General features: G+C 53.5%; 23 protein-coding genes. 14 read left to right on the top strand and 9 right to left on the bottom strand.

Going from position 1 to position 24,992, the window contains the following annotated elements; all coding sequences use genetic code 11:
- Positions 1-58: 58 nt before the first annotated feature.
- The 8 genes from JAO79_RS06040 to JAO79_RS06005 all read left to right on the top strand — a co-directional run bounded on the left by JAO79_RS06040 (position 59) and on the right by JAO79_RS06005 (position 6,442).
- Positions 59-727, top strand: a complete 669-nt coding sequence (locus JAO79_RS06040; protein WP_199006216.1) for a glutathione S-transferase family protein — start codon at positions 59-61, stop codon at positions 725-727.
- 208 nt (positions 728-935) lie between these two features.
- The gene (gene phnD / locus JAO79_RS06035; protein ID WP_199006215.1) at positions 936-1,928 is read left to right on the top strand and encodes a phosphate/phosphite/phosphonate ABC transporter substrate-binding protein; all 993 of its coding nucleotides are present in this window, start codon (positions 936-938) and stop codon (positions 1,926-1,928) included.
- Positions 1,929-1,981: 53 nt separating this feature from the next.
- A complete protein-coding gene (phnC, locus tag JAO79_RS06030) occupies positions 1,982-2,776 on the top strand; it encodes a phosphonate ABC transporter ATP-binding protein (protein WP_199006214.1) in 795 nt (264 codons plus the stop codon).
- Complete coding sequence (phnE, locus tag JAO79_RS06025) at positions 2,773-3,591, top strand: phosphonate ABC transporter, permease protein PhnE (RefSeq protein ID WP_199006213.1); 819 nt, start codon at positions 2,773-2,775, stop codon at positions 3,589-3,591. Before phnC ends, phnE (JAO79_RS06025) begins: the two co-directional genes overlap by 4 nt.
- Positions 3,585-4,394: a phosphonate ABC transporter, permease protein PhnE gene (gene phnE / locus JAO79_RS06020; RefSeq protein ID WP_199006212.1), complete on the top strand. Its 810-nt coding sequence runs from the start codon at positions 3,585-3,587 to the stop codon at positions 4,392-4,394. The genes phnE (JAO79_RS06025) and phnE (JAO79_RS06020) overlap by 7 nt, the downstream gene beginning before the upstream one ends.
- A gap of 70 nt (positions 4,395-4,464) precedes the next feature.
- The gene (locus JAO79_RS06015) at positions 4,465-5,238 is read left to right on the top strand and encodes an HAD-IIB family hydrolase (RefSeq protein WP_199006210.1); all 774 of its coding nucleotides are present in this window, start codon (positions 4,465-4,467) and stop codon (positions 5,236-5,238) included.
- A gap of 16 nt (positions 5,239-5,254) precedes the next feature.
- Complete coding sequence (locus tag JAO79_RS06010) at positions 5,255-6,052, top strand: DeoR/GlpR family DNA-binding transcription regulator (protein WP_199006209.1); 798 nt, start codon at positions 5,255-5,257, stop codon at positions 6,050-6,052.
- Between the two features lie 183 nt (positions 6,053-6,235).
- Complete coding sequence (locus tag JAO79_RS06005) at positions 6,236-6,442, top strand: cold-shock protein (protein WP_199006208.1); 207 nt, start codon at positions 6,236-6,238, stop codon at positions 6,440-6,442.
- Between the two features lie 66 nt (positions 6,443-6,508).
- On the opposite strand, the gene JAO79_RS06000 is transcribed toward JAO79_RS06005, so the two are convergent.
- Positions 6,509-6,670, bottom strand: a complete 162-nt coding sequence (locus tag JAO79_RS06000) for a hypothetical protein (protein WP_199006207.1) — start codon at positions 6,668-6,670, stop codon at positions 6,509-6,511.
- 182 nt (positions 6,671-6,852) lie between these two features.
- On the bottom strand, positions 6,853-8,004 hold the full coding sequence (locus JAO79_RS05995; protein ID WP_199006206.1) for a C4-dicarboxylate TRAP transporter substrate-binding protein: 1,152 nt from the start codon (positions 8,002-8,004) through the stop codon (positions 6,853-6,855).
- A 315-nt stretch (positions 8,005-8,319) separates the two neighbouring features.
- Here JAO79_RS05995 and JAO79_RS05990 point away from each other — a divergent pair, with 315 nt between their 5' ends.
- Positions 8,320-10,296, top strand: coding sequence for an acetoacetate--CoA ligase (locus JAO79_RS05990; RefSeq protein ID WP_199006205.1), 1,977 nt, complete (start codon positions 8,320-8,322; stop codon positions 10,294-10,296).
- A 71-nt stretch (positions 10,297-10,367) separates the two neighbouring features.
- On the opposite strand, the gene JAO79_RS05985 is transcribed toward JAO79_RS05990, so the two are convergent.
- The gene (locus tag JAO79_RS05985) at positions 10,368-13,082 is read right to left on the bottom strand and encodes a LuxR C-terminal-related transcriptional regulator (protein WP_199006203.1); all 2,715 of its coding nucleotides are present in this window, start codon (positions 13,080-13,082) and stop codon (positions 10,368-10,370) included.
- A 323-nt stretch (positions 13,083-13,405) separates the two neighbouring features.
- Here JAO79_RS05985 and JAO79_RS05980 point away from each other — a divergent pair, with 323 nt between their 5' ends.
- From JAO79_RS05980 to JAO79_RS05970, 3 genes are all read left to right on the top strand, one after another.
- Positions 13,406-13,960 carry a TRAP transporter small permease gene (locus JAO79_RS05980; RefSeq protein WP_199006202.1) on the top strand — a complete coding sequence of 185 codons (555 nt, stop codon included), beginning with the start codon at positions 13,406-13,408 and terminating at the stop codon, positions 13,958-13,960.
- Positions 13,961-13,962: 2 nt separating this feature from the next.
- Positions 13,963-15,267, top strand: a complete 1,305-nt coding sequence (locus tag JAO79_RS05975) for a TRAP transporter large permease (protein WP_199006200.1) — start codon at positions 13,963-13,965, stop codon at positions 15,265-15,267.
- 140 nt (positions 15,268-15,407) lie between these two features.
- A complete protein-coding gene (locus tag JAO79_RS05970; protein WP_199006199.1) occupies positions 15,408-16,406 on the top strand; it encodes a YeiH family protein in 999 nt (332 codons plus the stop codon).
- A 23-nt stretch (positions 16,407-16,429) separates the two neighbouring features.
- Here JAO79_RS05970 and mtgA read toward each other — a convergent pair whose 3' ends face one another.
- Positions 16,430-17,134, bottom strand: coding sequence for a monofunctional biosynthetic peptidoglycan transglycosylase (gene mtgA, locus JAO79_RS05965; protein ID WP_199006197.1), 705 nt, complete (start codon positions 17,132-17,134; stop codon positions 16,430-16,432).
- A 107-nt stretch (positions 17,135-17,241) separates the two neighbouring features.
- Here mtgA and JAO79_RS05960 point away from each other — a divergent pair, with 107 nt between their 5' ends.
- Complete coding sequence (locus tag JAO79_RS05960; RefSeq protein ID WP_199006196.1) at positions 17,242-18,948, top strand: hypothetical protein; 1,707 nt, start codon at positions 17,242-17,244, stop codon at positions 18,946-18,948.
- 64 nt (positions 18,949-19,012) lie between these two features.
- Here JAO79_RS05960 and JAO79_RS05955 read toward each other — a convergent pair whose 3' ends face one another.
- From JAO79_RS05955 to JAO79_RS05940, 4 genes are all read right to left on the bottom strand, one after another.
- Positions 19,013-20,188: a helix-turn-helix transcriptional regulator gene (locus JAO79_RS05955; protein ID WP_199006195.1), complete on the bottom strand. Its 1,176-nt coding sequence runs from the start codon at positions 20,186-20,188 to the stop codon at positions 19,013-19,015.
- Positions 20,189-20,344: 156 nt separating this feature from the next.
- Positions 20,345-22,114, bottom strand: coding sequence for a DEAD/DEAH box helicase family protein (locus JAO79_RS05950; protein ID WP_199006647.1), 1,770 nt, complete (start codon positions 22,112-22,114; stop codon positions 20,345-20,347).
- A 60-nt stretch (positions 22,115-22,174) separates the two neighbouring features.
- Positions 22,175-22,486: a hypothetical protein gene (locus JAO79_RS05945; protein ID WP_199006193.1), complete on the bottom strand. Its 312-nt coding sequence runs from the start codon at positions 22,484-22,486 to the stop codon at positions 22,175-22,177.
- Between the two features lie 15 nt (positions 22,487-22,501).
- Positions 22,502-22,924 (bottom strand): hypothetical protein, encoded by a 423-nt coding sequence (locus JAO79_RS05940; protein ID WP_199006192.1) that lies wholly within the window; start codon positions 22,922-22,924, stop codon positions 22,502-22,504.
- A gap of 219 nt (positions 22,925-23,143) precedes the next feature.
- Between JAO79_RS05940 and JAO79_RS05935 the strand changes: the two genes are divergently transcribed.
- Positions 23,144-23,455, top strand: a complete 312-nt coding sequence (locus JAO79_RS05935) for a hypothetical protein (RefSeq protein ID WP_199006191.1) — start codon at positions 23,144-23,146, stop codon at positions 23,453-23,455.
- 129 nt (positions 23,456-23,584) lie between these two features.
- Here JAO79_RS05935 and JAO79_RS05930 read toward each other — a convergent pair whose 3' ends face one another.
- Positions 23,585-24,889, bottom strand: coding sequence for a ferric reductase-like transmembrane domain-containing protein (locus JAO79_RS05930; protein ID WP_199006190.1), 1,305 nt, complete (start codon positions 24,887-24,889; stop codon positions 23,585-23,587).
- Between the last annotated feature and the right edge of the window lie 103 nt (positions 24,890-24,992).

The raw sequence follows: 24,992 nt of genomic DNA, 5'->3' as shown, positions 1-24,992 counted from the left end.
AGCAGTTGCGGACTACTCTATCAGTCTTATTCCAATTTCAATGCAAATGGAGTTCTGCATGATTACCGTCCATCACCTGAACAACTCTCGCTCACAACGCATTCTCTGGATGCTGGAAGAATTGGGCGTGCCGTACGAGATCAAACGTTACGAGCGCGATGCCAAAACCATGCTGGCACCGGAAAGCCTGAAGAAAGTACACCCGCTCGGCAAATCGCCGGTGATTACCGACGGTGATCTGGTGGTGGCGGAGTCTGGCGCGATTATCGAATACCTGGCTCACACCTACGGCAAAGACACCATGCTGCCAGAAGCCGGTGGCCAAGCCTGGCTGGATTACACCTACTGGCTACATTACGCCGAAGGCTCCCTAATGCCACCTCTGGTCATGCGCTTGGTTTTCGAGAAAGTCAAAACCAGCCCTATGCCGTTCTTCATCAAGCCCGTGGCCAAAGGCATTTCAGACAAAACCAATGAGGTTTTCATTGGCCCGATGATCAAAACCCACCTGGATTTTGTCGAAGCCCATCTGGCGAAGAACACCTGGTTTCTGGGGGATAACCTCAGCGCGGCGGACATTCAGATGAGCTTTCCGCTGGAAGCCTCCGTTGCTCGGGGCATTGTTGGCAAAAACCGGCCCAACATCACCGCTTGGGTAGAGCGCGTGCACGCCCGGTCAGCTTACCAAACTGCGCTGGAAAAAGGCGGAGAGTATGACTTCGCCTAGCTAACAATGGAGGGCACCCCGCCCTCCATCCTTTCTCTGCCTCTCTTCGATTTATTCTCCCGTGATCTCAGAAACGAACTATCTTGCCTAATAGACGTATGCTGTTACCATAAATGTTCAATTGAACATCTAGAAATAAAAACCAATGGAGCCGGCCCTCCCAGATGTTCAGTAAAAACGCATGGACCGCTCCCCACGGAGAATCACAATGAATTTCCAGAAGAAGAAACTTCCCGGGGTACTGCCCACCGCTGCCTTGGCCGCATCCGTTCTGATGACAGGCTTCAGCGGTCAGGCATTGGCAGACTGCGAAAGGGGCGCACTGGATACGCTCTATTGCGACGAAAACGGCGACATGGTTGCCGACCTGCCCAAAGACAAGTCGCAGTGGAACGATCCCGACACATTGATTTTTGCCTACACCCCCGTTGAAGACCCCGCTATTTACTCCGACATCTGGCAGCCGTTCATCGATCACCTGTCGGAAGTCACCGGCCGTGACGTTCGCTTCTTTGCCGTTCAGTCGAACTCCGCTCAGGTAGAAGCCATGCGCAGTGGCCGTCTGCATATTGCTGGCTTCTCCACGGGCCCAACGCCTTTTGCGGTTAACCTGGCCGGCGCCGTTCCTTTTGCGCTGATGGGTTCTGATTCAGGCCAGTTCGGTTATTCACTGCAGGTTTACACCCACAGCGATTCCGACATTCATGAAATCACCGACCTGAAGGGCAAGCGTGTAGCCCACACGTCCCCGACATCTAACTCCGGCAACCAGGCGCCACGCGCTCTGTTCCCGGAATTGGGCGTGGTGCCTGGTGAAGACTATGAAATCACCTTCTCCGGCAGCCATGACCAATCCATGCTGGGCGTTGTTGCCAAAGACTACGACGCAGCACCAGTCGCTTCTGAAGTGGTAGAGCGCATGGCCGCTCGTGGCCTGTACGACACCGAAGACGTACGTCTGGTTTGGGAATCCGACCGTTTCCCGACCACCTCGTACAACCACGCGCACAACCTGCATCCTGATCTGGTTGAGAAAATCCGGGAAGCTTTTTACACCTTCAAGTTCGCAGGCACCGAGTTGGGTGAAGAGTTTGAAGGCGTAGAAACCTTCATTCCCATCAACTACAAAGACAACTGGAAGGTCATTCGTACCATTCAAGCCTCTAACGGCGTCCAGTACACCCGCGAAAACCTCAAATAAGCAGACCGAGAGCCTCTGGCCGCGCGCCAGAGGCACTACCCGGAGTTAACCACATGTTAGAGATTACCAACCTCGTAAAGCGTTACGGGCAAAACGAGCCTGTGCTTAAAGGCCTGAACCTGATGGTCGAGGGTAGCAGTGTTGTTTCCATCGTCGGCGCCTCCGGTGCCGGTAAAAGCACCCTGCTGCGTTGTATCAACCGGTTGGTCGAGCCAACCTCGGGTTCAATCAAGCTAAACGGCCACGAGTTGGTCAATCTACGCGGCAGCGAGTTGCGCCATTCCCGCCGCCGCATCGGCATGGTGTTTCAGGGCTTTAACCTGATCGACCGTTTGACCGTCATGGAAAACGTGCTGTCCGGGCGTTTGGGGTATGTGTCTTTCTTTCAGGCATTGACTCGCCGTTTCCCGCAAGAGGATATCGACCGCGCCTTCAGTTTGATGGAACGTGTCGGGATCGCCCATTACGCCGATAAGCGTGCCGACCAGTTGTCCGGCGGTGAGCGCCAGCGTGTGGCTGTAGTTCGTGCCCTGATGCAAGAGCCTGAAATTCTTCTGGCCGACGAGCCCACCGCCTCGCTCGATCCGAAAACCTCTCAGCAAATCATGAGTCTGTTGCAAAGCCTGGCCAATGAAATGTCCCTGCCAGTGCTGATCAACATTCACAACGTCACTCAGGCCCGCATGTACACCGACCGCATTGTCGGTATGCGTCACGGGCAAATGATTTTTGACGGTGAACCCAAAGACTTCAACCAGGATGCACTGGATGCCATCTACGGTGGCATCGAATCGCCGGAAGAAGACGCCGGTGAACCCGCATCCTCAACCGAGGAGGCTTCCGCATGACATCCGGCCGCACTGCATCCGATGCAACATCGGGCAGAGTCTGGAAAAAGCCCCCGTTTATAGCCAATCCCTGGATTCGCTACGGCTTGGGTGTGATCATCCTGGCCTACCTGTACTGGGCGTTCTCCACTCTGCCGTTTGACTGGCAGCGTATTGCCGAAGGCCTGCCCCGCGCCGGCAAGATCTTTGGCGGTGCCGTCCCGCCCAGCTTCGAGCGGGCCGAATTGCTCTGGACAGGCTTTAAAGAGAGCTTCCAGATCGCCTTCCTGGCAACCTTGCTGGGCGTTCTGCTGTCGGTACCCATTGCGGTTATGGCCGCTCGTAATGTGGCGCCCCTGCCGGTGTATCTGGTGGGTCGGACGCTCATCATTGTGTCCCGCAGCTTTCATCCGGTGATCGTCGCCATCCTGTTTGTGGCCGCCGTAGGGTTTGGCCCCATGGCCGGTATTCTTACCCTGACCCTGTATTCCATCGGGTTCGTCGCCAAGCTACTGGCGGAAGAGATAGAAGAAATCGACTGGGGCCAGGTGGAAGCCATGCGCTCCGTCGGCGCCGGTTACATGAAAATCCTGATCTACGGCGTTTTTCCACAAATCATGCCACGCCAGATTGGCCTGTCGATGTACCAGCTGGACAGCAACCTGCGCGCTTCAGCCGTCGTAGGCATCGTTGGTGCCGGCGGTATCGGTGGCACTTTGATGAACGCATTCGGACGTTACGATTACGATTTCGCCTTTGCCATTTTGCTGATGATTATTGCGATCATTCTGGTCAGTGAAGGCTTGAGCGGATGGGTGAGGAAAAAGATATGGTAGATCACGCAGCAAAACTGACCGATCGGGTCTGGTCACGTTACGACCGAAAAGAACAGTTTACGCGCTATGCGGTCTACCTGATTACTGTGATAGCGGTTGTCTGGGCTGTCAGCGACATCGATATCTTTTGGCCCTGGGTATGGGACGCCCCCAATCAGATCCAAAGCCTCGCGGGGCGCATGTGGCCACCGGAGTTCAGCAAGTGGGAGGCGATTTTCTCCGCGATGCTGGAAACCGTGCACATCGCCACCCTGTCTACCATGCTGACGATCTTCATCGCCTTGCCGGTGTCGTACATTGCCGCGCAAAACACCACACCGAACAAGGTTACGCTGTGGCTTGGCCGGTTCATTCTGGTATCCAGCCGTTCAGTGAACACCATCATCTGGGCGTTGCTGTTCGTGGCCATTTTCGGCCCCGGTGTACTGGCCGGTATTCTCGCGGTGATGTTCCGTTCGGTCGGTTTCATCGGCAAGCTGATGGGCGAAGCCATTGAGGAAATCGACCGTCGCCCGGTTGAAGCCATGGAAGCGACCGGTGCCAGCAAGATGAAAGTGGTGTTGTACGCGATTGTGCCCCAGGTGATGCCGGCCTTCTTCGCCATCATCATTCTGCGCTGGGACATCAACATCCGTGAATCTACCGTTTTGGGCCTGGTAGGCGCCGGTGGTATCGGAGTGCTACTGCAAGGATCCATCGACATGTTTGCCTGGCAAACCGTCGCAACCATCCTGCTCGCCATTGTTGTTCTGGTCATTCTGGGCGAGGCGCTAACCAGCGTCCTGCGCAAGAAAGTAATCTGACCATGAAAGGCTTGCCGCCCGAGGGAGTTGGGCGGCAAGCACGCTCGCTGTGACGTGGAACCTTCCCGCTATGAAAGACCGTATCGATTTTGCCAATGCCGACATTCTTTTCACCGATGTGGACGACACGCTTACCACCGGTGGCAAGCTCTTGCCGGAAACCTATCTAGCCCTGTGCCGTTTGGCGGAAGCGGGTATCAGCGTGATCCCGGTTACCGGTGGCTGTGCTGGCTGGTGTGATCAGATCATTCGCACCTGGCCGGTAAAGGCGGTGATTGGCGAAGGCGGCGCCTTCTATGGCGAGCGCACTGCTCCGCAGACGATTGCCTGGCACTTCTGGGAAAACGAAGCCAAACACCGCCGTGACCAGCAAACCATTCTGGATGCCGTTGGCGCGCTCGAACTGGACTTCGAGCCCAAGCTGGCAACCGACCAACGCTTCCGCTTCGTGGATGTGGCGGTGGATTACAACCAGCAGGAATCGCTCACACCGGAACAGGTGAAAGCCATTCACGACCCGCTGGTGGCGCAGGGTTTCAGCGTTCGTCAAAGCTCTATCCACATCAACATCTGGATTGGCGAGTTCGATAAATCCACCATGTCCCTTCGGGTGGGGCAAGAATTATTGGGGTTGGACACCGAGGCCTTGCAGAAACGCGCGGTCTTCATCGGCGATGCGCCGAACGACGAAAGCATGTTCCGTAACTTTCCAATGAGTGTCGGGGTCGCTAATATCCGCAAGCATTTGCCCGTGATGAGGCACCAACCAGCCGCCATTGCCAGCCAGCCATCCGGATTGGGCTTTGCTGAAATGGCAGAGATATGGCTGCAACATCGCAACTGACTGAGCACGGAGTGTAATGAGCGCAAAAGAACGCCAGCGTTGCATCCTCGAATGGGTGCATGAAAAGGAGCATGTCGAAGTTGAAGACATCGCCCGGCGTTTTGGCGTTACAACTCAAACCATCCGCCGCGACATCAACAAAATGTGCGAGCAAGGCCTATTGCGGCGCCGCTACGGGGGCGTCAGCCTTCCGGCCAAACCTGCCCCCGCTCTGGCGCCTCCCCCGGAAGAACCGGTTGCCAACGTTCGGGCCAAACAGCTCATCGCCCACCGTATTGCCACCGACATACCGGAAGGTGCCACGGTAAGCCTGGGCGTGGGCAGCACGATAGAGCTGATTGCTCAAGCACTGATCGGGCACAACGCATTGCGCATTTTAACCAACAACTTCCGTGTGGCGGCGGCACTTTCCGGGAACCCGGGTATTGAAGTCATCGTATCCGGGGGGATATACCGCCATGCCCATCACGACGTGGTGGGGCCGGAGGTCACAAACTTCTTCAGCTCGTTCACCACAGACTTCGGCGTTGTCAGCACCGGCAGCATGGATCTGGTCAATGGCCTGATGGATCACGAAATCCGGGAAGCAGAAGTCAGCCGCGCCATCATTGCCAACACCAAAACCCGCCTCCTCGCGGCCGACCACAGCAAATGGACCCACGACTCCCACTGCAAAGTGGCGTCATTCCACTACGTTGACCGTTTCTACACCGATAAAATCCTCAAAAAGCACCGTGTCGGCCTGCCGGGCTCGCTCGATATCATCGAATGCTGTTTAGAAAATAATTGTAAAAAAACTTTGCAACGCCTCTGAATTCGCGTACCTTGTCTCTCGCTGGAAAGATTAAGCAAAGCATTTCACGAATAAGACCTTTCAAGTAGTCATACTTCTAGTCCTGTTTTTGACCCTGCACGTGTTCATGTTTCCGCATTCCGCTGATCAAAGATCACAACGATCTTTTGGCAGCAACTAATTGATTAAAATCAGGTTTATATTATGTCTACAGTTACTGGCACCGTTAAGTTCTTCAACGAAGCAAAAGGTTTTGGCTTTATCACTCGTGAAAGCGGCCCAGACGTTTTTGTTCACTACAGCGCTATTCAAGGCGGCGGATTCAAGACTCTGGCCGAAGGCCAGCAGGTTGAGTTCACCGTAACTGACGGCCAGAAAGGCCCTCAGGCAGAGAACGTTGTTGCCCTGTAAATAACAGGCAAAACGCGATCCAAAAAAGGCAGCCTAGGCTGCCTTTTTTATTGCGGTCACAATACGTTATTGCTTTTTCAGACTGATCTGTCGTGAACCAGTGGGGAACGCCTGCCCACTCTTGCCCTTACCGACCTGCTCAACAGTACCACCCGCTTTCAGAAATTCAGCGGTCTGCTCTTCGATAGTGGCTGACGTTAACGTCGGTTTTTCATTCTTCTTACTCATTATATTTACCCCGCCCACTTCGATTTATTTACCAATCTAAGCTTCCATACTATACGAACTGGAAACAAATTGCCTGAAATTCAAACAAAATCACTTTTGGAACCCAGGAGGAGAAACAACCCACCGGCCACTTCTCCGCCTGTCTTGCCACTGTGGGCAGTGGCAAGTTGGTTCTACCGACTTTATCGTCCGTAGCTGTCGACATCCACTTTAGAGTACACCTCATCCCAATAAATCTGAGTCAGCTCTTCGCTGCTACCCACATCTTTCACAAGCGCCACCCATTTGGTCAGCAGCGAGCGAAAAGACTCCACTAATTGAGGGGACGATGTAAGACCGTAGTTATCTGCATACTTGGCAGCGATCGCCTTCAGGTCCTGCTCGATAAATTCGCGCGTTACCTTAACCAGACTCTCACCCGCTTCGTGAACTTTAATGCCTTGCGCTTCGGCAGTTTTCATATTTTTGAAAGCTGCCTGAGCATACCCCCAGCTCAGGGCACTGGCATGCGCGGCAGAGGCGTGGAGCATCGTTTTACGTTCGCTGGACGTCAGGCTTTTCCATACGTCAGCATTGATATTGTTGGCAACACCTGAAAACACACCGCCGGGCATATTAGGAGTCATGTCCGACGTCACTTCCATCAGTTTTACAATGGTTAACTCAGGCGCTGAGTGCACGGTGCAATCTACAACCCCCTGGCTCAATGCTTCGTACGTTTCATGCTGAGGAATAGACACCGCAGTTGCACCCACTTCGTCGGCCCAGCGTGCCCATTGAGCACCACCTATACGCAGACGCTTACCTTTTATATCTTCCAGAGTGCTTACCGGCTTGTTGCAAATCAGGAAATATGACGAGGTCCCGCCACCGCCCAGAAACAGTTGGTTTTGTTGTTTATATTCCGTAACACAACTTGGGCAATTAAAGAAAACAAACTCTGCCATCGCGCCTGCAAAGGCCAATCCTACATTCTCCGTGGGTGCATCAAACAATTCAATGAGCATTGTGAGCTCAGTGGCCAGATTGGTACTCGGAAAATCAGATGGAAAATAGGGTGTTAAGACCAGTCCGCTGTCCGCCATCCCGTCCCGAATACCTGGCGGGATTTCACTGAATCCAAGTAGCGATTGGGCATACACTTTTGCTTTCAAGTCACCACCGGAATGAGCTTCAACATCTTTCGCAAAAACTTCGGCAGCCTTTGCTCCGATGGAGCCTGGCGAATACCCCGTTGCGTAACTCAGTTGTTTTGCTTCCACCACTCCGGTCATCGCTACTCCCGCGAAAATGGCCGGAAGTACCCCACGTTTAAGTATGTTCGGACAGTTCATTAATAATCACCTGTATATGCTCAATATTGTTGTAGTCAGTTGCCGACGTTCGCCAGGCAGGATCATCGGGAGCTCGCACCGGCCATATCATGTTGGGAGCAAATCAATCGCTTCGAAATCGTCGGAAGCGACGAATCTTTCATTCGCATACCCATTTCATCCCAACCGGAGCGTTCGAACGACCAGGTCACCGAACGTATTTTCGTCGTTTCAGACGATGTCTGTTCCAGGATCATCAACTCATTATAAATAGGGATTCCGAGGAGCGAACTGTGCGCACCGCCCCGTCAACAACAATATGCTAGAGGTTCTAAAATGACAGCAATCACTCCCAAACCGCTGTGGCAGCCAAGCCAAGCGCGCATCGAACAGAGTCAACTCAAAGGTTTCATGGACTGGCTTGGCGAGACAAAATCGCTGTACTTCACTGATTACAATTCGCTTTGGGAATGGTCGGTAGAAGCTCTGGAAGATTTTTGGGCTGCGTTTTGGGAATTCTATGACATTCAATCAACTACCCCTTATCGAAGGATTCTGAGCAGTCACGAAATGCCCGGCGCTAAATGGTTCGAAGGTGCCCGGCTAAATTTTGCAGAGCAGGCTTTTCGTTTTCACCACGAAAACCCGGATCGGGCAGCCATTATATCTCGTTCAGAATTACGCCCGACCAAAACCATCTCCTGGTCAGAAATGCGCAGCCAGATTGCATCAGTCGCCTTTGCTTTAAGGCAGATGGGCGTTGAACCAGGCGACCGGGTTGTTGCATACCTCCCAAATATTCCGGAAGCTGTCATCGCGTTTTATGCTTGCGCAAGCATCGGCGCAATCTGGTCCAGCTGTTCTCCCGATATGGGTGTTCGAAGCGTGACCGATCGTTTTCGACAGATTGATCCAAAAGTTATGCTGGCGGTAGATGGGTACAGGTACGGAGGTAAGAATTTCGATCGTCTTGACGTTCTGAAGAACCTAAAAATCGAACTTCCGACACTGGAAAACGTGATTCTTCTGCCCTACCTAAAGCCCGATGCCCGGCTTGAAAATGCAACCTTATGGGACGATTTACTAGGGCACGACGTTCCAATGAAGTTTGAGCACCTTCCATTTGACCACCCTCTCTGGATCGTTTATTCGTCGGGCACGACAGGCATGCCGAAGCCAATTGTCCACGGCCATGGCGGTGCGTTGCTAGAAGGGATGCTTGGTCACGGCCTGCATATGGACCTTGGCCCCCGAGACCACTATATGTGGTTCTCGACCACGGGCTGGATCATGTGGAACTGCCAGATTAGTGGCCTTTTGCTTGGGGCGACGATTTGCCTGTTCGACGGAAATCCGGGCTACCCCGATCTGGGAACACTTTGGCGTTTTGCAGAAGAAGCCGAGGCAACCTTTTTCGGGGCTGGCGCGGCGTATTATTTAAGCTGCCTGAAAGCTGGCGTTGAGATCAACCAGATTGCAGACCTCAGAAAGATTCGCACCATTGGATCAACCGGCTCCCCCTTGCCTGAACAAGGATACAAATGGATTAAAGATCAATTTGGTAACGTGCTGATTGCGCCGATCAGCGGAGGCACTGACGTCGCAGCGTTTTATGTCGGCTCCTGCCCAATCATGCCGCTTTATGAAGGTGAAATGCAGTGTCGTACTTTAGGCACAGCCGTTTACGCTATGGATGATAGCGGCAACGTTGTTGAAGACGAGGTAGGCGAATTGGTTGTCACCAAACCCATGCCATCAATGCCGCTGTATTTTTGGGGAGATGATAATGGCCAGCGCTATCACGAAAGCTATTTCGACGTCTTCCCGAAACTGTGGAGGCATGGTGACTGGGTGCGTATAACGCCTCGCGGCGGCGCCGTCATATACGGACGTTCAGACACCACGATCAACCGCCAAGGCATCCGAATGGGCACGAGCGAGATATATCGTGTTGTTGAAGAGGCTCAAGAGGTTGTGGACAGTCTGGTTGTAGACTTGGAATACTTGGGGCGCGATCCCTACATGCCGCTGTTTGTGGTATTACGCGAGGGCGAGTCGCTAACAAGCGAATTGGACCAACGCCTTCGTAGCGCCATACGCACGCACCTATCAGCACGGCACGTGCCGAACGACATCATTGAAGTCAGTGAGATTCCCCGAACGCTAACAGGCAAAAAAATGGAATTGCCGGTCAAAAAACTGTTGCAGGGAGCATCACAACAGAGCGTCGCCAATCCCGACGCCATGGCCAATCCGGACAGCCTTGCCTATTACGTAGAGTTTGCTAAACAGAACAAGACGGCCATCACCTAAGGAAGACTTCTCAGGGAACTGCAGGTTCCTCAGATTGATTAGAACCTGCAGCTCCCAAAGAGGTGCACGCCTCACACAAGCCCGTATCGCCGTGCAATGGCAACAGCTTGAGTTCGGCTGGAGGCATTCAGCTTGGAATTTATGTTGCGTAGGTGGGTGCGAACCGTGCTGTCCGAGACAAACAGTTTTTCGGCCATAGCGCCGTTTGAGTACCCTTCTGATAATAGCTGCAACACCCGGGTTTCCTTGCGCGTCAAAGTATTCAGAATCATGTCGTCGGCTTCAGGCAATACCGTTGCCGACGACAACGCAGGCCCAAACGCTTCAATCAAACTTTCAAGATAACTAACGAAAACCGGATCACTCTGATACCCGGCCTCCCGAAAGGCCTGATGGTAGAGTTTGATCACAGTGCCTGCAGCTGCACCTTCATCTACAAACAAGCGCACGTACCCCTCCGCGCAGCAGGTTGGCAGAATGTCGGCCAACACAGCAATTGCATCTTCCGGACGGTTACAGCGATACAACGCAATCGCTTTGAACAACTTTAGTTTCAAGACCCGCCGGTACAATGAGCAGCCTTGGGCGTCTGCTATTTCCACCTCAAGTGGCGCAAGCGCACCTTCGGCATCACCGGCAACCACCTCCCAGCGTAAACGAGCCATCTCCATGTACTGTAGGTCATTTGCAGGCATTCGATGTTTACGAACCCGTCGCCAAAGCTCCTCGTTTCCCGCACGATCAAGTTCCTGCTTTGCTGCATCAGGCCGATCTTGCGCCAAAAACAGCCGGGATCGCTCAAGTCGGGCCGTGCCCACTACCCTTGGCAGTCTTCTGGTTCTCCCCATGTGCTCCAGCTCAGTCAGAGCCTGAAATGCCCGGTCAACATCCCCACAGTTGAACGCTAATCTCGACAACATAATGTCGCTGATCAGCATGTGGTCAGGCAACCCGGCTTCGCGGACCAACGGGCCATAGACGTGCAACAAGCGGGCGGCCAATTCCAGGTTGTTCGCTTCGTAAACAGTATTGGCATGCAATACGCCAGCCCAAGCGTTACCGCTGGTATGGCTAAAATCATAAGTCGGACCGGTAGCACCAACAGCCAGACGAAAACGTGCAGCCGCTTGTTTTTGTCGCCCTTCTTGAAGATCAATCAACCCTTCCAATGACTCTGAGTACATCGAATTGAAAGAACTCGAATGACTAAACTGGGCGTCTCGTGCTCCATCGATAAGCTGACGGGCCTGGTCGTAGTTTCCCATGACAGAAAAAACGTTCGCACGGGAATTAATTGAGACGATATCGGCAAAAGGCGCAAAACCTGAGAGCTCGTGCTCCTCCGTTCGGCCAAGCTCACTTGCCTCCTCGTAGCGATCCATCATGCCCATCATCAAAGGCTTGAACGCAAGAATGTGCGATTTAACAATCGGGTTTCCAGAAGCCTCCAGACACGTGTTCGACAGCATCTCAAACGCTTCATCCGGGCCACGGGTAAACCCGATCGCCCAGATGTAAATCATTTCAAGCAGCTCATTCTTCTTAAGCTGATCCGCCGGGAGTTCGCCCAACCAACGCGCGAGAAGCTTCATTCGACCCTGTGACAACAACTGCTCAGCATGCGCACCCAACAGGCTCATGGCACGATCAAACGCGCGCCCTTCGATCGCATGACCAATCGCAGGAACAAAGCGCCCGGCATTCTCGTACCATTTTGAGGCGGCCAGATGAAGGCCCGCCACTTCGTATGGATACTGGGAGTACAGCACTGAGCGCAAAAACTCTGCAAACAAGCTGTGATAACGGTAAGTAAGCTGTTCATGCTCTATAGGTGCCAGAAAAGCACTACGCGTATCCAAGTATCGCAACATGGCTTCGCTATCACTGCCCGGCACCAAAGCGCTGCAAAGAGAAGGCGTCAGGTGACGAAGAATACTTGTTCGTAGCAGAAAGGTTTTTATTTCTTCAGGCTGCTGCTCAAGCACGTCGTGAGCGAGGTAATCTGCAACGGCAGCGTTTTCACCGGAAAAGCGCTGGATGAAAGACTTCGGGTTCGTATTTCCCTCCAGCGCCAAAGACGTAAGCCAAAGCGCAGTGACCCAACCTTCAGAGCGATCGTGAATTCGAATAAGGTCGTCTTGCGTCAATTCTAACTGGCGCCGGTTCACCAAAAAATCGGCCGTCTCATCAACCGAAAAGCGCAACTCCGAAACCTCAATTTCCAGCAACTGGCCACGCGCTCTCAGACGCCCGAGCCCCAATTCTGGCAAGTGCCTGGAACCGATAACGATTCGTCCGTTTGCTGGCAGATGCTCGATAATTTCCCGCATAAGACCAAGCACCGATTGCTCATGGATTTTTTCAAAATCATCAATAAAAAGAGCAAAGGCAGATCGGTTTTCAGATAGCCGAGCGACTATATTAAAGGCCGCCTCGCTGGCGGTTTGGTTCTCAATCGCCACATCATCACCGGCGTGCGTGTCATTTTCGGTTAACTTTGACACTGATGCGTTTAAGCAAAACAAAAATCGTGAGACATCATTGTCTGCGTCATCGATCGTAAGCCAGGCCGTAGCAATTCCATCGCTGTTCATCCTGGACATACTCTGGGCCATGGCAGTGGTCTTGCCAAATCCTGCAGACGCGCGAACGACGATCAACTTAGCGGCAGTAGCCGACACTATTTTCTGGCACAGCTCTGCACGCTCAACTTGAGCGGCTCTGGCTGCTGGTGGATTAAGTTTACTCACCATCAGAACACGCTTGAGCGTGTGAGAAACAGGCATAGCGCTTAACGGCTCCAATGCTAATTCAATTACCATCCACCCACGCACGCAGTGGACATTTCGAGCGTGGCTGTTCACTTCTTGTCGCTGGCATAACGGTGCAAAAGCCTACCATAGAATACGGAAGCCTCAGCAATTCTCCCTGTTAAATAACCTTCGCACCCGAATTCGTCGATTACGACGATGTTGCACAGACCCGGCACGCTTATTCTTGAATTTACCTAATGTCGGCACGGCCATGATTGCCTTGCCGCAGTCGATTCTTACGCACACAGACTCAATAAAAACAAACCGGCTCACTGCCGGCCGTAGCGGGGACTAACATGTACGGTATTGGTCGATTTTTATCGATGGTCACGAATTTGATGACCATCCTCGGTGGACTCGCAATTGCGTTAATGATGCTACACATCAGTCTTGATGTTGCTAGCCGTTTCCTTCTGAACTCGCCCATTCCGGGCACCATCTCAATTGTTTCCTATTACTACATGGTCATTGCAGTCTTCATTCCCCTGGCCTTCGCGGAACAAAAAAACGCTCATATTTCAGTGGAAGTCATTACGGCTCGGCTCCCAATCTGGATGCAGCGAAACCTGGAACGTCTTTCATTCCTTTTATCGACCATCGTCTTTTCGTTATTAACGGTTCGTACGTGGGAAGAAGCAGAGAAAAAACGAAGCTTCGGAGCTTCGGTTATACAAGGCAGCGACGCCATTCCTATTTGGATTACCTATTACGTGCTGCCCATTGGCTGCGGGCTTATGACGTTGGTGGTTTTATACAAACTGGCAAGTTCCTGCCTCGGAACGACATCCGGATTAAACACGGCTACAGCAGAAGCCGATGATCTGGACGCTAATGACGGGATGGGGAAATAACAATGTCAGACGTACAAATTGGGCTATCGGGACTCGGAATATTGGTTGCACTGCTTGCTCTAAGAGTGCCGATTGGAGTGTCTTTAATCGGGGTCTCATTCGGCGGGCTCTGGTACATGATGGGATGGAACATTGCATGGGGTTCACTCGGCATCATTCCTTACCAGTTCGCCTCGAACTGGGTCTTGAGCTCAGTTCCCATGTTTTTGCTGCTGGGGTTTGTTTGTTATCACACTCAGCTAACACAAGGAATGTTTCGCGCAGCCCGAATGTGGCTATCAGGTATACCCGGGGGACTGGCTATTGCAGCAGTATTCGGATCAGCAGGGTTTGCGGCGGTTTCCGGATCATCCGTCGCTTGCTCTGCGGCTATGGGCAGGATCGCCGTCCCGGAAATGATACGTCATCGCTACCATCCTGAACTGGCTACGGGCACCGTTGCTGTCGCAGGAACCATTGGAGCTCTGATACCTCCGTCAATCATCATGATCCTTTACGGCATCATTGCGCAGCAGTCTATAACCGGGCTTTTCCTGGGTGGCATCAGCGCAGGCATTTTGACCGCTATCGGCTATATCACGGTGATTCTGGTCCGCGTGAAGCTGAACCCCTCGCTCGCACCCGATACGAATGAAGTTATCCCTACCGCCGAGAAAATTCGCGCACTGAAGGATACCTGGCCCGTACTGCTGATTATGATTGGCATCTTTAGCGGTTTGTTTGGCGGTATATTCACCGCTACCGAGGCTGGCGCTGTTGGTGCTTTTCTTTCACTCGTCGTCGCAGCGCTGAAGCGCAGCCTCAACTGGACACGTTTCCGCAACGCAATCCTTGAGACTCTGATGACAACTGGCGCTCTTATCATTATCGCGGTTGGCGCCAGCCTGCTTACTCGATTTCTGGCTCTATCCGGAGCGGGAGACTACCTGTCTGAACTGATTATTGGCCTCAATTCCGGTTACTTCATGCTCTTTTTGGCCATCGTTCTGATCTACGTGTTTCTGGGCATGTTCCTCGAACCCATCGGGGCGATGTTACTGACGCTTCCCATTGTACTGCCTATCGTAGATAACGCCGGGCTCAACCTACTCTGGTTCGGAGTCGTACTGACCAAGTTGCTGGAAATAGGCATGATCACTCCCCCAATCGGCATGAATGTGTTTGTAATCAAGAGTGTTGTAGGGAACCTGGTTACTACCTCAGCTATTTTTCGAGGCATATTCTGGTTCTTGGTCATGGATTTTCTGATCCTGATTTTCTTGATTGCAGTTCCCGACTTCATTCTATTTCTGCCTTCGTTAGAGTGAGGTCTAACAATGGCATAAGCGTTCCTGCTCAGATTGCGAAAGATCCAACAAATCGATTACTGAAATGCAAAACAACTGTTTTCCGAATATCTAGCCCGGAAATAGAATATCGATATTCCAATTAGTTAGGAGTATCGAAAATGTTCAGGGGATTGGGAGTGTGCGTAGTACTCACACTGGCTGGTTACGGCATTGGAGCGCTGCCTCCCGTGCAGAAAACCGGTTTGGGGCCATTGGTGTTTACGTTGATATTGGGCCTTGTGGCCGGCAACCTTCGAGTCGGGAAGCAGTTGGAAGGCCTCACTCCTGGGCTTGGCTTTGCGTCCCGCTGGCTATTAAGGGCAGGCATCGTACTATTCGGGTTTTCTCTCACCGTGCAGCAGCTGGTGGGCCTGGGGCCGATGATTCTGGTGCTGGACACGCTGGTCGTCCTGACCATCACAACCGTAGGTTATTGGTTAGGCACCCGGTGGCTGAAACTGGATCGCGACACTGCCATTCTTACTAGCGCCGGTAGCGCTATCTGTGGTGCCGCTGCCGTACTGGCCACTGAAGGGGCCATTCGGGCAAGACCCGCAGCAACTTCTATGGCGGTCGCCACCGTGGTGCTGTTTGGCACGCTCGCCATGTTCATCTATCCGGTCATGTTTCCGCTTCTGGGGTGGGATGAAGGGCTTTACGGTATATACATTGGTTCTACGGTCCACGAAGTGGCACAAGTGGTGGCTGCCGGTAATGCAGTTGGCGAGCAGGCAATGGCCAATGCGGTCATCGTGAAACTGGTTCGGGTGATGCTTTTGGTTCCGTTCCTGCTGGTTATCGGCCAGATCTGGAGCCGAAGCCGGAACAAAAAGGAAGGTACGGCCACAACCGCAAGCAAAATCACTGTGCCCTGGTTCGCGTTCGGTTTTGTTGCCGTAGTCTGCTTAAACAGCCTGCTAGATCTGCCGAACACGGCCCAAAGCACGCTGGTGCTTGCCGGACAAATCGCGATGACCATGGCGATGGCCGCGCTCGGCTTTCAAACCCGAATCGAAGCCCTTCGGCATTTGGGCATGAAACCCTTTGTTCTGGCGAGTTTGCTCTTTGTGGCGCTGCTTGTCGGCGGTGCCGTGGTGACGCCTGCACTCATCGGTTAACACGCGTCGTTTATCTGGATGCCTTAAAGCGCATCCAGATAACCCCAGCGCGACAACTGCCCCATCTGCCTCTGTATCCACGCTACACGCTCTTGCACATAAGCCGAGGGCTCGCGCACGCTCAACACCTTGGGGTTGGGTAATACTGCAGCCAACTGTGCCGCCTGGCGAGCAGACAACACGCCGGCAGGAATACCGTAGTAAGCCCGGCTGGCAGCCTGCACGCCGTAGATGCCCCGGCCGAATTCAGCAATGTTCAAATAAACCTCAAGAATGCGCCGCTTTGGCCACAGCGCATCAATTGCCAGCGCCAGTCCGGCTTCAATGGCCTTTCGCACAAAGTTCCTGCCATTCCATAAAAACAGGTTTTTGGCAGTTTGCTGGGTTATGGTGCTCGCGCCCCGCAGCCCCTCACCTGCCTGATACTCAGACACCGCTTTGTGTACGGCCTGAAAATCAACGCCATGGTGCTCCGGAAACCGTTGATCCTCGCTGGCCATCACCGCCAGCGCCATCCATTCAGAAATCTCCGACAGGGGCACCCATTCATGCTGCAACGGCGGCCCCCCATCGCTCATCTGATAACTCAGCATAAACGCGCTCGTGGGCGGGTTTACAAATCGAAACAACAAAATCACGGCAAAAACCAATGCCACCGCACCTGCGGCGCACCAAAGAAAAAGCCGCAATATTCTTTGCGCAAAGGAATTCCTGGTCTTCTTTTTCATTCGCTTTCCTAATTACCTCCCCCCAAATGGGGGCAGTTTATGAAAGTTTATCCATGTTAATTTTCCGTAGCCCCCTTCAGCGGCAGTTTTCTTAAAAAGGAGTTTTTATGAAAGAATTCAAGAACTGGGCTCTGACAGCAGTCATTTCCTCCATCGCCTTAACGGGATGCAGCGGCAGCAGCTCATCCGGCGGCGGCTCATCCTCAACGCCCCCACCCGCCGGCGAAAACGAAACCGGTGTGTTCGTTGACAGTGCCGTGGCAGGTATTAACTATGCAACATCCCCCAGCGGACAAACAGGCCAAACCAACAACTTGGGCGAGTACGAATACCAATCCGGTGACACGGTGACCTTCAGCGTTGGCGGCATCAACCTGCCACCGGTAACGGCGACAGGCCGAATCACCCCCGCAGATATGGGAGGCGGCACGGCCAACTGGAATGAAGACCAAACGGTCGTCAACATTCTTCGCTTGCTGCAAACGCTGGACGACGACGGCTACCCTGATAACGGCATTAACATCACGCCTGCGGTGCACACCGCCCTCAAAGATGTTGCCCTAGACCCGAGCGTTAGCGAATCCGACTTCGAAACCCAGGCCAACACAGCACTTCAAGGCACCAGCAAAACCCTGATCGACAAGACCGCCGCGATAGCCCACTTCCAAGCGTCGCAGAATGGCGAACTCACCGGGAGCTGGAAGTTCGTTGAGCCAAACGGCAACGTAAACGTTCTGACCTTCTTCAACGGCGATCAATATCTGATCGTGCATCGCGATGCCGATGACGGTGATCAGCAAGCGGGCACCGGCGAATACGGCACCTACGCTTGGGATAATACAACGGGAGAGCTCACTATGACCGTCCTCGGCGATTCCGACCGCAGCGGTGGCCTGGCAGACGTCAATGAAACCGCCACCTGGACCATGCAACTGATGAATGGCGGCCTCGAACTCACCTCGGCCGGTGATAACGAACAAATTGTCTTCGAACCGATCCGCAACGCGCGCGATAGTCTGGTGGGCAGTTGGTATCTTGGCGAGGGAGAAATTGACGGCCAAAACGCTCACAACGTATTGACCATTCTGGACGACAGCAATTACGTAATCGCCCACAACTTGAACCAAGAGGCGTACGGCAGCAACAGCCCTATAGGCGTTTCCTCAGAATGGGGCAACTACAGCTTTGACGGCGAGACCTTTGCGGTCAGCAACGTCACCGTGGATCTGGACGGCCCGGGCGGCTTGTACGACAACCCGGGCAATAACGGCAACGGCCCGGTAAACGGCCCCGCCACCGTGCATTCCACGGGCGAACTGACCCTCACCGAAAACGGCGGCGATTATGGCACCTTCAGCATGGTGCGCTTGGGCCGTTATGCGGTTGATCTCCGGGATTTCGAAGGCGACACCAAACCGGTTTACGTCGAAGCTGGCCTGTACCCTGGGCAAGACGTTCCGGAAACCATTTACTTCACCTTCCCCGACCTGGTCGAACCGGGCACCGAAGGCCGTTACGATTTAGAGTTTACCACTGAAAAGTTCATCACCGTGGATCTCTATACCGAAAATGGAAACCGTAAGGGCGAAATGCAGTTCGATAGCACAGGTGAAAATAATGTTGCCGGCACTTGGGACTTCACCACCGCTGGCGCGCTTTTGTTTACCGAAACAGACGGTTCAGAGGGCGACTATGGTCACTGGCGCTTCCTGAATGTAAAAGGTGGGGATGCACAGTTCCTGGTACATCTTGATGGTGTAGGCTCGCTGGAACTTCAGTTCATCACGACCATCGATGACCAACCCATTAAATAACCATCAAAAGTGAACCAACCCCACCCCGAAGCCATGAGAAAGCAGGCTCGGGATGGGGCTTACATCAGCCTAACGCCCTGACCAACGCACCAACCAGCTCCGCCTGGCGGCGATAACCATTTTTCGCCAGCAGATTCTTCACATACCCTCTGACGGTATGCACGGACAGCCCTTCCGCTTCAGCCGCCTCATTAATACTCAGCCCGTGCATCAGATGCCCGGCCGTAATCGCCTCGGCATGCGTGCAATTAAAGAGCCGTTCAAGTTTGCCGATATTGGGTGTTCGTGTTGCTGAGAAAGGAACCAGCTCTACCAGCGCCCCGTATTGGCCGTGCGCCTCGGCCGAATCAAGTTCCGCTTCCATGGATAACGGGGTAACACAGATGGCCAATCGCTCATCACCCGACTGATCAAACAACGCGATCATGTCCTGTACACCGTCCCGGGCATTAAAAATACTCGTCAGGATGGCATCATTCAGTTGACGGTTAAATCCTTGGTGCCTGCTTTGCAATCGCACATCGCTTTGCTCGGTCACGAACAGCCGGGGGTGGGAACTCAGCACCTCGTCCGCGGCGGCGTTGCAGCGCACCACACGGGCCATTTCATCCAGCACGATCAGGGGTTTTCCAACCTGATCCAAGGCCATCGACAAGGTTTCGTGCTGGGTTCTTGACTGATAAATCTTGTGGAACAAACCAACGGCATTTTCAATGTGCGGCGCCAGCATGTTCATCTGCATCAGTTCTGCCTGGGTATAAGGGCCTTCATCCCGGTGACGGTTCGCCAGAAACACCACCTTGGCGGTAGGCCCCTCGCTGACCAGCATCCCGGCACTGTCGCCAAGCCCCACAGCCTTTACCCAGTCACGGGTATCCCCGGTAACCACATCCAGAATATCAACCTCGGGATTGCAGCCGGCTAACGAATCAAACTGTCGAGGCGGCAAGGCGCTGAAATGCAACAGCGCGTCGTCTTGCTCGGCCAAGCCACTGTTTAAAAACCATTGCTCGAACCCGTCCGGATATCCGAAGGTCCAGCCGTATGCCATCTGCATAGGTTCGCGGGTCAGCCCCAGAATCCCACCCTGAAGACACCGGAACTGTTTTCGGAATTCATCAAAGAAAGGCTGAAAGCCTTGGTTGGTGTGCAAGCAACGGTACAAGATGGTGACGAGCCGGTTATAACCCTCAAACTCTCCCGCACTGATATTTAGCGAATCCGTTATCACCTTTGTCACAACAGTAGCCCTTCATTCCTTGTATTGGCTAGACATAAAGAGCGCTCCGAGGCGTGTCGCACTTGGTGAATTCAACTCGCTCGAATCACTCTGAGCCTTTTTTGTTTATATTAGAATGAGTTTTCAGATCAGCCACTGCAAATTCGCTGGTCACCCCTAGACCTCATTCGCTTTCCGGTACTGCCCCCGATAATCAAAAATACGCTCTTGCACCTGCCAATAATGCTTTTGCTTACGGGCAATCACAAAATCCGGCGCTGGCATCAAGGCCTCCAACTCAACCACGTCTTCGGCCTTACTGAACTCTTTGGGCGCCTGACCGTTCGCATACCGCCGCCCGAAGAGTTTATTGAACACGTTGCGCTGTGCCGGTTTGGCAAAATCGAACGACTCGTTCAATTCTTCGCCATCCTCGCCATGGTAAGTGATTTTTAGCCTGCTGCCCTTGGCCATTGAGGTCACACCCGCGCAGCGAATCACCATGGCGTTCTTGAGCTTCAGGGCATCCCGCAGCTGATCATCCGGGTCGATAATCGCGCCCCTGCACTGGTGGCAGTTACGGGCAGCAATGTCGTTCTCGGCACCGCAATGCGGGCACTCTTTGAACCGGAAACGGTAATCGCATTGTTCGGGGCGTTCGTTCTGCGTTGACGGCCCGCCTTCTTCCGCAGGCTCCAGCAGGCCTTGGCAGCGGCGACCGTAGTGTTCAATAACCCGGCCTTCGCTGTCGGTTTTGCCCCAGAAAATATTGGCGAACCCACACCCCGGGCAGAACACCTGCACCGGCTCGCTGTCGGGATCCGGCTTTTTCTCCCCCACTTCCGGGTGATGCAGGTTCACACTGTTGCCCGCGTAATCAATCACCAGACAATCCTGCTTGCGGTCATCCAAACGCAGGCCGCGGCCGACGATTTGCTGGTACAAGCTGACCGATTGGGTAGGCCTAAGAATGGCAATGAAATCCACATGAGGCGCGTCGAAGCCGGTAGTAAGCACCGACACATTCACCAGATACTTCAACTGTCGCTGCTTGAAGCGCTGAATCAGCGAATCCCGCTCAGCCAGATCCGTCGCGCCGGTAATCAACGCGGTTTCCTGTTCCGGTAAGTAGCCCGTAATCTCCTTCGCGTGCGCCACGGTGGCCGCGAAAATCATCACCGCCTTACGCTCAGCCGCCAGCTCCATCACCTGTTCAATAATGGCTCGGGTCACGCGTTGGTGTTTGCTCAGTAACTCGTTCACATCCTTCTCGGCGTATTCGCCGAAACGGTCCTGAGCCAGTGCTGAAAAATCGTATTGCGCCACCGCTGCATTCACCAGTTCCGGCTTGGTGAGATACCCGCGATTGATCATATAACTGAGGGGCAGCTCGTAAATGCAATGCACAAAAGGTTTGTCTTGCTCACTGCGCACAAAGCCCCGGTAGTGATAGCGGTAAATCCAGCCCATGGCGAGCCGATAAGGCGTGGCGGTTAAGCCAAGTACTTTGAGAGAATCGTTCTGCTGCTTCAGCAGCTCAATGATGCGCTGATACTGGCTGGTGTCCTCGCCGCTGACGCGATGGCATTCGTCGATGATCACCAGCGAGTACTCATCTTTGAACTGATCGAGATTCGCCGACACCGACTGCACACTGGCTAAAGTCACCTGATGCCGGTTTTCCTTGCGCTTCAGCCCGGAGGAGAAAATCCCGCCCGTTAACCCATAGCTCTCGTACTTGGCGTGATTTTGTTCCACCAGCTCCTTCACATGGGTCAGCACCAGAATCTTGCGCTTGGCCAGGCGCGCCAACTCGGCGATTACCAGGCTTTTGCCCGCACCGGTTGGCAGCACGATCACCGCAGACTCATCCGTTTTTCGGAAATGCTTCAGCGTAGCCTCGACGGCTTCTTGCTGGTAGGGGCGCAGTTTGAAGGGAGCACTCACTGACATGGGCTTAATCGTTGAATGGCCAGAACTCTCTTTACAGCGGTTCGACGTGAGGAATTACAGATTGGAATCCGGCTTAACAAACAGCCTGATGTAAACCAAATACCCCGAAAACAAAACCAACGGAGCCGTGTACCAAAGGTACGCCAGCTTTCCCGCACCCATTCGATACAGCACAATCACAACGATCGCACTGACAATACAGCTTGCAGGCACGGAGTACATGGCCGAATCCAACACCGACGAATCAAACGGCGAGATCCGGTGAGTGCTGCCAACAGCACTGAACGCGAACACCACCAACATAAACATCATATATGCCAGAAGAAACTGGCCAACCGTGCCTGCTACTACCCACCCAAAAGCCATTAGTCACTCCTTTTACTATTTGATTATCCGGCAACTACCCAACGCGTGTGCGTGCAGATACTCACAAAACGCCTTTACGTCAGGATTAGTGAACTCGCTGGAAATAAACTCACCCGGAATCAGACCTTCATCCCATCGGCTGGTCACCAGAGTATGGGGGTACGCTTCATCGCGGGGATAGATCTGCACCACCGCTTGGCTCTGATGGATATAAAGATCGCGAAGTTCTTTCGTGCAACGAAGGGGACTAGGGTCAGGGTAGACATTGCACTGGTAACCCGCCTCGGTGAAAAACCCGCTCGCGGCTGAGAACAGCTTGCTTGCCTGCAAAGAAGACGACGGCGCTGGATGAATGGTTCTGGCCACATCGCTGACGACATTCGTGCAGCCGGCTACGAGTGAGAGGGAGAAAAACAGCAGAGCGTTAAATTTATACACAAAAGAGCCTAATCGTTAAGTGATATCCGGCGTTCGAGGTCACCATCTCGAGTTGATAAGCACCGTCCCCTGAACTTAAATCAAGAGATCATCCGGCACTCCATATGTCGTGGCAGCTCATTCTCCTTTATCAAACCAACGCCATGGAGAGAGGCTGAGATGAAGCATCCATAGCGGACATATCCCCCGCGCTAAGCATCTTATACGAAGGAGAGTACTATGAAAAAGCTCCATGCACTTGCGCTCTATGCTCTGATCACACCGTTCATAGCCTTGGGCTCAACCGGCTTGCTCGCCGCCCATCACGGCAATGAGAATAAGGACTTGGGTGAGCAGGATATGGATAAACACGCGAAACAGGGAAGCCAGGATTCTGAGCGGCACGAAGAGTCCACAAAATCGAAATACAATGCCGGCGACCCCACAGGCAAAGCTGACGAAATGGACCCGAAAAAAGACGGCCGCTCCGATATGAAAAAGAAAGATAAAATGAAAATGCGGTCGGCGGATGACATGGCACAGGAAGAATAGAGCGTTCCTGGTTTATCTCACGTCATCGATTACCGCAGCACAAAAACAAGAAGGGCAAGGCACAATGTAATATTCAGCGCCCAGATGATCATAGACACCCGCCCTCGCGGGCTCAATCGTTTGATGGGGTTAGTCATAGTTAAAGCGCTCCGACAAAATACGGTGCGAGGGCGTGCCTCTCTTGATCAGGTGATCTTCAACGCCGTCCATCATGCCCCTCGGGCCGCACATCACGAAAAGCCACTCGCTGAACTCCGTCTCTGAAAATACCCGGTCCATTAGCGCGGCATCAATAAGGCCCGCCTCCCCTGACCAGCCTTCTGGCGGTTCTGAAAGCACATAAACGACATCGCCCTCATCCAGCTCGTCGCGATAAGCGATCTGCTCGATCACCCGATTGCCATAGAGCACCCTCACCTTGCGCGAATCGCCGCTTAGACGCAGCTGCCTGAGCATACTCAGCAGCGGTGCTAGGCCAACGCCACCCGCGATAAAAGCAATCCCGGGCTCATTACGCCCCTCAACGGAAAGATTGCCATAGGGACCATCGAGATACGCAACGGTTCCGGGTTTTATCTGGCCGATGGTTCGTGTGAAATCGCCGAGCTCTCGGATCATAAAAGATATCGCCGAGCCACTTGCCGGGGCCGAGCAAATGGAAAACGGATTCTCTTTCATAGAGAACGGACTATGGCCCACATTCAGCCAAACGAATTGCCCTGCCCTGTAGTCAAAACCACGATGCCCCTCCGGTTCTACCGTTAACTCCCATTGCTCCGATGTCAATTGAGTCACGGATGTCACACGCCAGGGCTTGGCCCTCTGCTGAAGAGGAACCAGCAGGTAAACCGTAAGTAACGACCCGACAGCCACTCCTGTCATGGCCAGCCACACCCAAGTCATCACCGGCTGTGCACCGTACCGCCCGGCCGAAACGGTGTGATGCAACAACAGGACCGCAATCAAGAGCGCACCTATGCCGTGCAAAAGCCGCCAGGTCTCGTATTTGTAGTCCAGTTGGGTACGCCCGATGGCCAGTAGCGCAAGGGTTGGAAGCAGCAGAAAAGCGGCAATGCCGGATGCCAGAGCCGAAAAATCGGTGGTCAGCGTCAATGCGCGGGTTGGATCCCAAGGGCGCGGCCCTCCCGAAGGCGTTCCTTGGTAGAGAAACGGATGCAGCAATGCGAACACCAATGCGGTGCGCGCCATCATCTGGTGCAACCGCATGGTGACGTCCATCCCGACGCCGTTCGAAATGACCTTGAAACGACCCGACAGAATGAACTCCATGAGCACCATGGAGAAAGCCAGTATGCCAAGGCCAGACGCCAGTTCCTGGTGAAACTGGCGAGGCGGCCCGCCGACCAAGGCAGACAAGATCAATGGAAAGGTAACGGCAACAAGGTAAGCAATGATCAAACAGAACGCTTTCATCTACCTTGCCTCGTTTACTTCCCCCGACTATTTAATCTAGTCTGCCTAAGAAGTCTTGGCAAAGAGGTGGCCGTTAGTACACGCCTCAGTGACGCCCGCCCGC

The sequence above is a fragment of the Marinobacter litoralis genome, assembly GCF_016427555.1.
Classification (GTDB): Bacteria; Pseudomonadota; Gammaproteobacteria; order Pseudomonadales; family Oleiphilaceae; genus Marinobacter; species Marinobacter litoralis_A.
Note: the sequence above shows the minus strand (reverse complement) of the source record. Positions and strands in the feature narration are given on the sequence as shown.